The organism is Nostoc sp., from assembly GCF_036917975.1.
Lineage (GTDB): Bacteria > Cyanobacteriota > Cyanobacteriia > Cyanobacteriales > Nostocaceae > Nostoc.
This window is the reverse complement of the sequence record NZ_JBALEJ010000111.1, coordinates 1-10,630: the sequence shown is the minus strand read 5'-3', so window position 1 is coordinate 10,630 and position 10,630 is coordinate 1. Positions and strand designations below refer to the sequence as shown.

Sequence of the window (10,630 nt, the reverse complement as noted above, 5' to 3'; positions counted from 1 at the left end):
TCCACCCTTTATGGGTTACTCAATCAAAGCCAGTCATCCCCCGATTACTCGGTTTAGACTGAACGAATCGCACTCAGAGTTAATGTGCGTCCTCGCGTTTCATGTTGCTCTAACCGTTGCTCACAAGAAAGGGCAATCTGTTCAAGTTCCTGCAACATCTGACCTACATCGCTTAAATCCTGTGCAAATGCTGTAACTTCTCCAATGCCGTGGAACTTCTCAATCGGCAGCTGTTCTACAAAGGCGTAGACGCTTGCGGCTTGTCGTAGACATCGCATCCTCTGGCAAAATCACCGTCAGTCCATTGGGCTTGTTCTGCCCTGATGCCATTTTTGCAAGAAACTTGTTAATTGACACGCCTGCGGTTGCTGTCAACTGGGTTTCCTGGAAAATTGCAGTTTTGATGTGTCTTGCGATCGTAGAAGCGTAGGGGATGTTTTGCCTATTCTCAGTAACATCTAAATACGCTTCATCTAGCGCAACTCCTTCCACTAAATCACTGTAGCGTTTGAAGATAGCATGGATTGCAGCAGAAATATCTCGGTAAACGTCGAATCTCGGTCTGACAAAGATAAGTGCGGGACATTTGGCAAAAGCGGTTACTGACGGCATCGCTGATATCATATTTTATAACGCCGTGTCTACCAATCTACATTCTGATTTTTTCTTTCTACCCCGATTTACCGAGCGGATACAAAAAAACCTTGTGGGAAACCTTAAAGGAATTTTTAGAACTTATTGTTTTTGCCAAGCCTCAGAGAACAGCGAGTTAATAGTGAAAGTGTCATCAACTCACCCTCGTAAATTGGCGAAGGTATTGCCTATAAAAGTGATTATGAAAGATTATTTTGAAAATTTTAAATTTTTCACATTAGTAGGCTTGCTGTGTCAAAGAGCTTTATACCACCCAGATAAATTAGCTTTTACTTTTTTACAGGATGGGGAAACAGAAAGCTCAAGCTTTACTTATCAACAATTAGACCAACAAGCTCGATCGCGTTTCAAGAATACTTCACACAAGTAAAAGACCCAAGAACAGAAAGGATGAGTTGCGATCGCTATCTTTTCCTCTATACGAGATGCACTGTTAGGTCGCTTGAATACAAGATCACATAATTCAAGCGAGGAAATGTTATAAGTATTACTTAACTGCTTCGGAGAAAGTATTACTGTCAAGCTACTAACTATGTCACAAAAGCTAATCAAAGCAACCTTGCCGGAGGTAATTAATGATCCTAAACATTGGAGTTTTCACATGATTTGCCATTTTTGTAAGTTCAGCCTTGCACTCACAGCCTTTAGTATATTTGGCATAGCCGCTTCACCAGCTCAAGCAGAAAATTTGTTAGTTGGTAGTACTAATAACAACGCTATTGACTTATACAATGGAAACAATGGTGCTTTCATCGAAACCTTTGTCACCCCTGGCAGTGGCGGATTATCTATCCCAACAGGTTTCACTATCGGACCGAATGGCAATCTTTATGTCAATAGTTTGGGGACAAGTAGTGTAATTGAGTATAATGGTCAGACTGGGCAGTTTTTACGAGACTTCGTAACACCAAGCAGTGGTGGCTTAGTTGACCCGCTAGGCTTGTCTTTCGGACCAGACGGCAATCTCTACGTTGCCAGTGGAGGTTCTAACCAAATCCTGCGCTACGACGGTAGTACAGGAGCGTTTATTGACTCCTTTGCAAAAGGCGGTAAACTCAGTGGACCATACGATCCAATTTTCGGTTCTAATGGCAACCTCTACGTCAGTAGTGCTGATAATAATGAAATCCTGCGCTACGACGGTAGTACAGGAGCATTTATTAGCACCCTAGCTAATAACGGACAACTCAATATGCCTGCTGGTATGTTTTTTGGAACAGATGGTAATCTCTACGTTAGTAACTTTGGTGCTAATGACATCTTAAGTTACAATTCTAATACTGGAGTAGGTAGCGTTTTTGTCAGTCAAGGTAATGGTGGGCTAAATGGACCAGTCAACCCAGTCTTTGGTCCAGATGGAAATCTCTATATTGGTAGTCAAGCTAACAACAACGTATTACAATACAACGGACAAACAGGAACTTTTATTAACACCTTCGTACGAGCAGGCAGTGGTGGGTTAGATGGAACAGGCTATGTCGCTTTTGCCAATATTACCCCAGTACCCGAACCATCTTTGACATTAGGTATATTAGCGTTTGGATCTGTTTTAGGTGCGAGTTTAACGCTTAAACGATTCGTGAAATGCCCCACAGGCTACTAATGTAGTGAAAGAGGTCAACCCATACAAGGTGTAAAGCAAATCTCGCCTGGAGATTAATTGTTTGACGACATAAGGTTTAATCATGGCTGTCAATCTGATAGGCAAACCGGGGTTGTTTGATACAGAGTCATTGATGCCCGTAGCCACAATGAGACAGCCGGGGTAGCCCTGCGGGGTAAACCCGCTAGCAGGTTGTCTAAGCGTAATTTTGCTGTTGACTGAATGCCTTTCATCGGTCATGGCAATTTGGCATCACTCAAGCGATCGCGCAGAGCGTCTCCAAGAGTTGGCGGCAAGCTACGCTCCTACTGTTAGTTTTCCCTTAATAATGGGTGCGATCGCCTGTGACGGGCTACGCCTGGGGTTTCCTCTCTTGATTGGTGCGATCACCTGCTTTAAGGGGCTGATAGTTATGCCATCACTTGGGACAAGGGACTTCAACTATAATTCTCCTTGAATAATTTGGAACAATTCACTCCGGCTGCGATTTGCTTCTGACCAAAAAGCTACTTTTAAGAATCTGCCCATCCCATTCATTGATATTCGTCAATTCTAAAGCTTTTATAACTTCCGAAGAAAAATCTGATAATGATTTACTTAAATCTAACGTTGCATATATATTTTTTTCCATTAAGGTAGATAATCCCTATCTCAAAACTATTGCTATTTGAGAATCTTACCTTTTTTTATTGTCAGAAAAAAAACTTAAAACTCGTTGTGACTCAGAGCCTCTTTGTTTAAGTGTAAATATTGATTATTTAGTATAAATATTATGTTTTAATTACTGAGAAAAGGATTTAGCGATCGCACATTTTTTGGCCGACCTCACAAAATCGCATTGCTCCCCAAGGGACTCGTATTTTCCATAGATTTGGTGTACCTTGTTAATTCTGTGCAATTATTAATACCCATCTTCTTGCAACTTTACAAGAAAGGCAGAGGGCAGGAGGCAGAAGGCTTTTATGAAAGGAGTATTAATAAAAACTTTAGTTCTGGGTTATTGCCCAGTTTAAAAAAAGAATTGTATCGAGCGGAAAGTGCCGCGAGATACAAAGCGTCATTGCTTCAATCCCACGTTTTTAAACGTGGGTTCCCTTCTGCCTTCTGCCTTCCCTACGGGACGCTGCGCGAACGTACTTCTGCCTTCTGAATCATCCAAATTTTAAGCCAATGCCTTCGAGGGAACAGCCAATGAAAACTGGTTCTTGCGTTACTTTTTCGGTCGCTACTGGAGCCTGATAAGCGTTGTTGGCTTATTAATTGGCTTTTTGCTCTGTGCGCTGATATTTATACCATTAATTATTAATATGGTGCTAGAAGATCCGTTTAGATATCCAGATCATTTGGTTATGAGCGGGATTGCTGCGGTAATTTTTGGTGCAATACTCTGGCTGGGGCAGTGGCTGATCCTGCGCCAGACTGAATTGACACCAAGAATTTTTGCACTCATCAATACAATAGTTGGAATTTCTGTCTTTTCCGTGCTGGTATGGTTTAATCAAAAAAGTTTGCAGTGGAGCGGTGGCCCGATTGAAGGTTGGAAAACCGGACTCATCTTTCTAGTGGGTGGAACAGTTACCGGAGCCACGACGGGTAAGGCTTTGGATTTTTACTGTGGACGAGTTGAGCAGCAATTAATCAAACTTGAGAGGGAGAGGGTAGAGGAAGAAACCCAAGAGAGAGAAAGGCTAAAAAGAGAAAGGGTTGAGAAGGAGAGATTAGAGCAAGAACGCCTAGAAGCAGAAATCGCGGAAAGAAAAAGGATACAGAGGGAAGCGGCTATTGAAGAAGAACGCCTCTGGTACGAGCAACACGGGAAGGATTATGCAGATTATGAATATGACGAGGAGGAGGAGTACGAAGATGAAGACGAGGAGGAGGAATAAACTCAATTCTCCATCAAATTGTTAAAGCAGGGAATGTTAAACCAATTCGCAATTCGCAATTCGCAATTCGCAATTACGTTTTGTGACGGGGATTTAGCTGAGGCTTCAATTCGCGCTGCCCTTCAAAGGCTAGGACTTAAACCCCCAAAGTTCGTTCAAGCAGAAATAGAAAAGCTGTTCTTCACCACCATCGAGACGATACCGCCATAAATGCTGGGCAAATTTTGGTTTAATCGGGGATTTTAAAAGTCATTATCCGTTCTTGGAACTATGGATGGTAAAAACCTTTGAAAAGATGGGTAAAATTGTAATCTTGCTTCATAGTCATCTGTTTGTGACACTGACAGTTAAATTGTTTGCTGCTCTTTTTCATCAAAAAGCAACTGAATTTGATAATTAGTCCAGAATTGGTCGCCTAGTTCATCTTCTAAATCGAAAAGCCGTTCTTCATCACCCCATATATTTGACCAAAGTCCGATCCTATTAGCGCGAAAATGATTTTGACCATTTGCATCTCCAATTACAAAATATGCTTCGACATTTAAATCAAATCCCAAGTCATCGACCTCTACCTCTGCTATTTGACAGTGGGAGCAACGCGATTTTGTGAGGTGCTGAAACCTGGCACGTATATAGCTTGTTTCAGGATGCGTAGGCGCAGCCCGCCGTAGGCATCGCAACGAAAAAACCAGGATTTGTTGAGAATAGAGGGGCGTAATTGAGAACAAAACCCCGATCTCACTTTTTCGCGTTGCTCCCCTATTTTCCAGTAGTTGCGGTTGAGGGTGTGAGATATTTATCGTACCAAGCTAAATAACGTTCTAGGACATCACGTTGATAACTCGGTTTGCTGATGCCGTGAGACTGTCCAGGATAAACCACTAATTGAGTATCAATTCCCAGACTTTTGAGTGCTTGATACATCTGTTCCGAGTTATGTAGTGGTACAGAAAAATCCCTATCACCTCCCATAAATAGTGTCGGTGTAACAATGCGGTCAGCGTGAAGAAATGGGAAAGAAATTCGTAGCCAGACATCGAGGTTCTTCCACGGTACACCAAGCTCTTGTTCATAGTCATCAATATACTCATCAGTACCATAGGTCGCCAGAATATTTGATTCACCAGCCCCACTGACTGCGGCTTGAAAGCGATGATCTTGAGCAATAGTGTAGTTGGTCAACATTCCCCCGTAACTCCAGCCACCAATTCCCAAGCGTGATGGTGCAGCAATTCCAGTAGCGATCGCATAATCAGCACCAGCAATAATATCTTGAGCATCTTTGTTTCCCCAGTCGGCATAAATCGCTTTGGAGAAAGCTTCACCTCTGCCTGAACTACCGCGTGGGTTAACACCCACAACGACATAGCCTTTCGCTGCAAACAGTTGCCAATTAAATATAAACTGGTTTGTGAACTGACCGACAGGCCCGCCGTGCAACATTAGCAGTGTTGGGTATTTCTTCCTTGGCTGATAGTGAGGTGGCTTGACAAGAAAGCCATGAATTTCTGTACCATCTTTACTCAAAAAGCTGATTTCATCCGTAGTTGCTAAATTTAACTGCGCTAGTAACTGATCGTTTTGGTGTGATATTAAACGCAAATTTTGACCATTAAAGGCAAAGACTGCATTTGGTTGTTGTGGCGTTGAGGAAAGTAAAGCGATTTTGCCATCGCGTCCTAAATCAAATTTACTAATCTCTCGTCTTCCTGCTAGGAATCGCTCGATTTTGCCACCAGTTATAGGTATTTTTGCTAGGTGAACATTGCCATCATCTTCGATTAAAAACAGTATTGATTTACCATCTGTGGTAAAGCGCGGTTTGGCAACATTGCGATCAAGGTTGGCAGTCAGTAGACGGGGAGTACCACCCTGGGCAGAGATAATGGCGAGATGGTGAACTGCGTACTCAATAAGTTTGGGTGAACCTCCCTGCAAATAAGAAATTGACTTCCCATCTGGACTCCAAACCGGACGGCTATCCCAATCAGGAGCGGAGTCAGGCCCAATAAAGGTAGTTAGCTGACGGGCTTTGGCTCCCGATTGGGCGGCGATTGCATACAGATCCCAATTATTATTGCGATCGCTCTCTTGACCATGTTTGCTCACAAAAGCAATATTTTTGTTATCAGGTGACCAAGCAGGTAAATACTCATTAAATGAACCTGGGGTGAGAATATCTGCTTTGCGAGTTGCTAAGTCCAATACATAAAGATGTTCACGACTTTTACCGATAAAACCCACACCATCTTCTAAGAAGTGAAATTGATCAATAACAATCGGTGGTGGGGTTTTCCCATTAAAGGGTGTTTCTGGAACTGGTTCTGAAGCAATTACCGCTAGTTGCCGACTGTCACCAGACCAGACAAAATCGGTAACATCACCAGCAAAGTCTGATATTTTCTTGGCTTCACCGCCTGATAAATTGAGCAACCAAATTTGCTGTTTTCCAGATTCACGGCTGGAGCGAAAAGCTAGATATTTACCATCTGGGCTAAACCGAGGATTGTATTCACCATCGTTACCATTAGTTAACTGTAATGTTTGGGAGCCATCCCAAGAAGTCATGTAAATATGGTTATCTTGTGTATCATTTTTCAAGTCGGTATTAGTTACTGTGTAAGCAATCCAGTCTCCAGTGGGAGAAAGTTGAGGATCGCTAATTTGGCGAAAGGTGAATTGATCGTCGAGTGTTAGCAGGCGTTTTTCTTGGGCTTGAACCTGAATATTGATAGCGCTTATCGTTACTAAAACACTGCAAGCCAAAGCGATTTTTGTGAGCTTTTTCATCATACTTTTGGGAGGGAGTGAAAATTCAGGTGGTGGCAAGGTTAAAATCCTTACCAATTCTGCATTGTAGCCATGAATGAAGTACCAAATGGCCCCAATATGATTAAAAAACGAATTACACAGATTGTAAGGGCATAAGAGCGATTCTAAAAATTTTGAAAGTCATTCTGGATAAACACGACATTCTCTCTATTCAATCGATAATACCGAACCCGCTTGCCATCTTCCAGTAGTCGCCGCGACTCAGTAGAGAAACCCAGTTGCGAGAAATACTGCTCGGCTAGTTCTGGAGTTAACATTAACCAATTGGGGCAGTGACAAAAAAGTAGATATGACATGATTAGCAAAACATCCAAGGTCGGTGTCATTGGTGCAGGGAATGTAGGTGCAGACGTAGCAAATGCTTTAGTGCTACTCCGTAAATGTGTAAAAGTGGTTCTTTTTGACCGAACCTTATCAAAGGCTGAGGGGCAAGCATGGGATATTGAAGACAGCATTCCCTTACTTGAAGAGATGGAAATTATACCATCAACTAAATATGAGGATTTAGCTGATTCTGATGTGATTGTCGTGACAGTTGGGGTGCAGCAGAAACTTGGACAGACCCGATTAGATACGTTGAGTGACAATGCAGAGATCATCCGTTCGACGATGAAAGAATTGGATCGAGTTGCACCGAATTCAATCGTACTTAATGATAATCATGAAAATTAGCTCGTGATTTCGTCATCGACAATCCTCTACCTTGGCAGAAGTCTGTTGATAAATTCACTCCTGGAAGAGTTGCTCAATCTATGGGTGGATTGGATTTTTCGCGGTGATTGGCACTCCAACAAGAACACCCAAACCTCGCGGAAAGTCCCCTGGTTGGAAAGTAGGAAAAAAGCGTCACCGTAAAAACCGATACCCCATTGTTAAAAAAACAGTAACACCACCACTTAAAGAATCATCAATTGCTGTTTAATATTCAAGATTATTCATAATTTCACTACGTCTCTGATTAACTCTGCCCTGCTGAGTCGTTTTGCATGGCTTAGTCTAAACTCCAGGTTGAAATATTAACGATAGGTGGTGTTGATCTAGAACTATTTAAACTCAAACTGTTCTGTGATATCTTTTGCTTTCGGTATGATTTTACCGTCTTTAGTTAACTTAAATTCTAACCCCCGCCACTCAATTGTAGTGCCAAAAAAACAATAGCACCAGATTGTAAAACTCATCAAGTCTCGGAAAATTACAAGCCAGAAATATTTTTTAGCGCTCGAATCTTGAAGATATTTGACACCAACAATCCAGCCCATTATTAAACGTACTATCCAGGTAATAGCTAGCCAAAACCAACAGAAAATAGACCCTTTTGTAGTCACCATTAGTATTAAGCTAGTGATATTTCCGTAAGTAAAAACTAGTCCCAAATAACCCCAAGGACGAGAAACTCGAATACCACGCAACCAGCGAACCTGATGCTGAATAGAATCAATCAAGGTGTTAGCAAATAATACGTGTTCTACTATATAGTCAGAAAGCATGACCTTGTAACCCACTTTCGCAGTTAGATAGCCAAGTTGAAAATCGTCTGCGAGATAATCGGCGATCGCTTCAAATCCCCCGATTGCTTTTAGCACTTCTTGACGAATTACAATCGTTGAACCGAGTGCGAACTTCATACCCTCTAACTGTTTGCTGGTAATAGCACCTGCGTGAAAATCACAAGCAGTCCCAACCGCTTCTAACTTTTCTACCCATCCCGGTGCTACGGAACGATATAAACAGGTGACAACACCAACATTCTTATTATGTAACGGTTGAACAACTCGCTGCAAGTAGTCTTCCCCAACTCGGATGTCGCTATCAGCAATAACTAGGATTTCGTATTTGGCGAAAGATAAAGCATTTGCCAGATTACTCACTTTTAGGTTTGTACCAATAATGCGATCGCAGACTATTAACTGAATATCCAGTCTCGGAAAGTCTTGGATAATTTGTTTGACCACATCTATTCCAGGGTCTTGCGGGCTGCGGACGCTGAAGATAATCTGGTAAGTTGAATATTCCTGTCGGCAAAATGTTGCCAAATTTTCGTAGATATCTCTGTCTAGTCCGCAAATTGGCTTCAGGATAGTAATGGGTGGATAAAAATTGGGAGCATATATATGGGATTCTCCGAAGGTGACAACTGCTGAATAGATTGAGTAACAATAAAATAGGATAGCTGACAAGCAAAGAATTACTATTAAAACGTCGATAACTTGGAGGTTGATATTTGTCAAAAAAGCAGATGCAGAAATTTCCATTGACTTAAAGCATTACAGCCAGTAATTCTCATTTTGAAAAAAATAGAGTATTAACCCCGATTTTGGAATTCAAAATATAGTACAAAGTAACTAGTTTTTTAGCCAGAGGTAATGGCTCAAAAAACAGATGGAACAAAAATAAGTATAAATACTTAAGAAAATAGAGAAATTACCTGACAACGAACGGAGGAAATCCAGTTCATCGTAGGGACAAGAGATTGCTCAGTTTCATTACTTCCAGATTTTGATGTGGTGTTATTTGCAGGAGATGCGCTCGCCAGCCTACTGTAACCAACAACTGAGGCAACAAGCACAATTAATGGAACCTGTCGAAGAAAACCCCACACAACTTTTACTTTTGACATTTTTATTCCTCACACAAAAAATTAATCATGACAAGTTTGTAGTAAGGACTTTAGTGCTTAGAATAATCAAGACTAAAATTTTTACTACGAACTTACTTATCAGTGAATTCAAACTTGACGTTAATATTTTGCCAGTTTTTTGAAAGTGGCGATTTAGAAAAGAACCAGTGTTCAGATATTGCGCTCACTACGAACAAAAATATTAGGTAATATTTTTGCCATTTAAATATTAAAGCTATCGAGGTAAAAAACTCGGAAAGAACCGATATTTTTTCTTTCCGGGTTTTAACCGTGCTGACTGGGATGTCAACAACGGTTGTCCGCGAGTGGTCTGTGAGTATAGGAGTTCCAGCTAGCTTCCTATTAAGTATCCATACAGGCGAAATCTTTCATCTTGAAGGAATCTATCCAATTTTGAACGGATTAGGACTTTTGGGATTGTTGGTAACAGGATTAAGTATGTCTGGCTTATTTGGTAAAAAAACTCGGCAAAACCCTAAGAATTAAAGAAGTCGGAAGTCGGAAGTACAGTTTTGTAATGGGGATTTAGACCCCACCACAAAACTGACTTATTTATTGAACCGGGGGACTTCAACCCACCGAATTCGTTAAACTAAGAAGCTAACGGCAAACGTACCTGAAAGCAGCTACCAACACCGACTTCACTAGTGACGATAATATCTCCTCCATGAGTTCTAGCGATCGCATTGGCAATAGCTAATCCCAAACCTAAGCCTCCCTCTCGCTGGCTTCTGGCTTGATCTGCTCTCCAAAAGCGATTAAAAATTAGCGTCAGGTGTTCTGGAGCAATACCAATACCATTATCCTGAACATTTATTGCTACCAGTCGCTCAAGTTTAACCAGAGAAACTATGACAGTTCCTCCTTTAGATGTATACTGCAAGGCATTTTGCAACAGATTGGAAAATAATCGCTTTAGTTGAATCCCACATTCCGCACTTCATGATGTAGTATATAAAGTTACGTAATTCCGTTCTGATACGAGTAGATAAAAATACTCATAAGCTTTAAGTAAGT

The 10,630-nt window shown here is 41.4% G+C and carries 15 protein-coding genes; 7 read left to right on the top strand and 8 right to left on the bottom strand.

Going from position 1 to position 10,630, the window contains the following annotated elements; genetic code table 11:
• Positions 1-53: 53 nt before the first annotated feature.
• Together V7K76_RS33330 and V7K76_RS33325 are read right to left on the bottom strand one after the other, a co-directional pair.
• The gene (locus V7K76_RS33330; RefSeq protein WP_335030418.1) at positions 54-158 is read right to left on the bottom strand and encodes a hypothetical protein; all 105 of its coding nucleotides are present in this window, start codon (positions 156-158) and stop codon (positions 54-56) included.
• 61 nt (positions 159-219) lie between these two features.
• Positions 220-612, bottom strand: a complete 393-nt coding sequence (locus tag V7K76_RS33325) for a Y-family DNA polymerase (protein ID WP_334952362.1) — start codon at positions 610-612, stop codon at positions 220-222.
• Between the two features lie 94 nt (positions 613-706).
• Between V7K76_RS33325 and V7K76_RS33320 the strand changes: the two genes are divergently transcribed.
• The 5 genes from V7K76_RS33320 (at position 707) to V7K76_RS33300 (ending at position 4,353) form a co-directional block, all read left to right on the top strand.
• Positions 707-1,024 carry a hypothetical protein gene (locus V7K76_RS33320; protein WP_334952364.1) on the top strand — a complete coding sequence of 106 codons (318 nt, stop codon included), beginning with the start codon at positions 707-709 and terminating at the stop codon, positions 1,022-1,024.
• 162 nt (positions 1,025-1,186) lie between these two features.
• Positions 1,187-2,257: a Vgb family protein gene (locus tag V7K76_RS33315; RefSeq protein WP_334952365.1), complete on the top strand. Its 1,071-nt coding sequence runs from the start codon at positions 1,187-1,189 to the stop codon at positions 2,255-2,257.
• A gap of 238 nt (positions 2,258-2,495) precedes the next feature.
• Entirely contained in the window at positions 2,496-2,714 is a 219-nt protein-coding gene (locus V7K76_RS33310) for a hypothetical protein (RefSeq protein WP_335030195.1), read from the top strand.
• Between the two features lie 748 nt (positions 2,715-3,462).
• Positions 3,463-4,143: a hypothetical protein gene (locus V7K76_RS33305; RefSeq protein WP_334952367.1), complete on the top strand. Its 681-nt coding sequence runs from the start codon at positions 3,463-3,465 to the stop codon at positions 4,141-4,143.
• A 33-nt stretch (positions 4,144-4,176) separates the two neighbouring features.
• Complete coding sequence (locus V7K76_RS33300; protein WP_334952369.1) at positions 4,177-4,353, top strand: hypothetical protein; 177 nt, start codon at positions 4,177-4,179, stop codon at positions 4,351-4,353.
• 137 nt (positions 4,354-4,490) lie between these two features.
• Here V7K76_RS33300 and V7K76_RS33295 read toward each other — a convergent pair whose 3' ends face one another.
• From V7K76_RS33295 to V7K76_RS33285, 3 genes are all read right to left on the bottom strand, one after another.
• The gene (locus V7K76_RS33295; protein WP_334774588.1) at positions 4,491-4,700 is read right to left on the bottom strand and encodes a hypothetical protein; all 210 of its coding nucleotides are present in this window, start codon (positions 4,698-4,700) and stop codon (positions 4,491-4,493) included.
• Positions 4,701-4,902: 202 nt separating this feature from the next.
• Positions 4,903-6,936 (bottom strand): S9 family peptidase, encoded by a 2,034-nt coding sequence (locus V7K76_RS33290; protein ID WP_334774587.1) that lies wholly within the window; start codon positions 6,934-6,936, stop codon positions 4,903-4,905.
• 143 nt (positions 6,937-7,079) lie between these two features.
• A complete protein-coding gene (locus tag V7K76_RS33285) occupies positions 7,080-7,232 on the bottom strand; it encodes a hypothetical protein (protein ID WP_334952372.1) in 153 nt (50 codons plus the stop codon).
• Positions 7,233-7,269: 37 nt separating this feature from the next.
• On the opposite strand from V7K76_RS33285, the gene V7K76_RS33280 reads away from it, so the two are divergent.
• On the top strand, positions 7,270-7,647 hold the full coding sequence (locus tag V7K76_RS33280) for a lactate/malate family dehydrogenase (RefSeq protein WP_334774585.1): 378 nt from the start codon (positions 7,270-7,272) through the stop codon (positions 7,645-7,647).
• 371 nt (positions 7,648-8,018) lie between these two features.
• Here V7K76_RS33280 and hpnI read toward each other — a convergent pair whose 3' ends face one another.
• Together hpnI and V7K76_RS33270 are read right to left on the bottom strand one after the other, a co-directional pair.
• Positions 8,019-9,227, bottom strand: coding sequence for a bacteriohopanetetrol glucosamine biosynthesis glycosyltransferase HpnI (gene hpnI / locus V7K76_RS33275; protein WP_334774584.1), 1,209 nt, complete (start codon positions 9,225-9,227; stop codon positions 8,019-8,021).
• Between the two features lie 152 nt (positions 9,228-9,379).
• Positions 9,380-9,592 carry a hypothetical protein gene (locus V7K76_RS33270; RefSeq protein WP_335030416.1) on the bottom strand — a complete coding sequence of 71 codons (213 nt, stop codon included), beginning with the start codon at positions 9,590-9,592 and terminating at the stop codon, positions 9,380-9,382.
• A 228-nt stretch (positions 9,593-9,820) separates the two neighbouring features.
• Between V7K76_RS33270 and V7K76_RS33265 the strand changes: the two genes are divergently transcribed.
• Complete coding sequence (locus V7K76_RS33265; protein ID WP_334774589.1) at positions 9,821-10,099, top strand: peptidase; 279 nt, start codon at positions 9,821-9,823, stop codon at positions 10,097-10,099.
• A gap of 106 nt (positions 10,100-10,205) precedes the next feature.
• On the opposite strand, the gene V7K76_RS33260 is transcribed toward V7K76_RS33265, so the two are convergent.
• Positions 10,206-10,538 carry a sensor histidine kinase gene (locus V7K76_RS33260; protein WP_335030417.1) on the bottom strand — a complete coding sequence of 111 codons (333 nt, stop codon included), beginning with the start codon at positions 10,536-10,538 and terminating at the stop codon, positions 10,206-10,208.
• Positions 10,539-10,630 lie beyond the last annotated feature (92 nt).

Coding starts and splice junctions, on each gene's coding strand:
- V7K76_RS33325 (WP_334952362.1), bottom strand. CDS start 612: ATGCCGTCAGTAACCGCTTTTGCCAAATGTCCCGCACTTATCTTTGTC.
- V7K76_RS33310 (WP_335030195.1), top strand. CDS start 2,496: ATGGCAATTTGGCATCACTCAAGCGATCGCGCAGAGCGTCTCCAAGAG.
- V7K76_RS33290 (WP_334774587.1), bottom strand. CDS start 6,936: ATGATGAAAAAGCTCACAAAAATCGCTTTGGCTTGCAGTGTTTTAGTA.
- V7K76_RS33330 (WP_335030418.1), bottom strand. CDS start 158: ATGTTGCAGGAACTTGAACAGATTGCCCTTTCTTGTGAGCAACGGTTA.
- V7K76_RS33280 (WP_334774585.1), top strand. CDS start 7,270: ATGATTAGCAAAACATCCAAGGTCGGTGTCATTGGTGCAGGGAATGTA.
- V7K76_RS33270 (WP_335030416.1), bottom strand. CDS start 9,592: ATGTCAAAAGTAAAAGTTGTGTGGGGTTTTCTTCGACAGGTTCCATTA.
- V7K76_RS33315 (WP_334952365.1), top strand. CDS start 1,187: ATGTCACAAAAGCTAATCAAAGCAACCTTGCCGGAGGTAATTAATGAT.
- V7K76_RS33285 (WP_334952372.1), bottom strand. CDS start 7,232: ATGTTAACTCCAGAACTAGCCGAGCAGTATTTCTCGCAACTGGGTTTC.
- V7K76_RS33300 (WP_334952369.1), top strand. CDS start 4,177: ATGTTAAACCAATTCGCAATTCGCAATTCGCAATTCGCAATTACGTTT.
- hpnI (WP_334774584.1), bottom strand. CDS start 9,227: ATGGAAATTTCTGCATCTGCTTTTTTGACAAATATCAACCTCCAAGTT.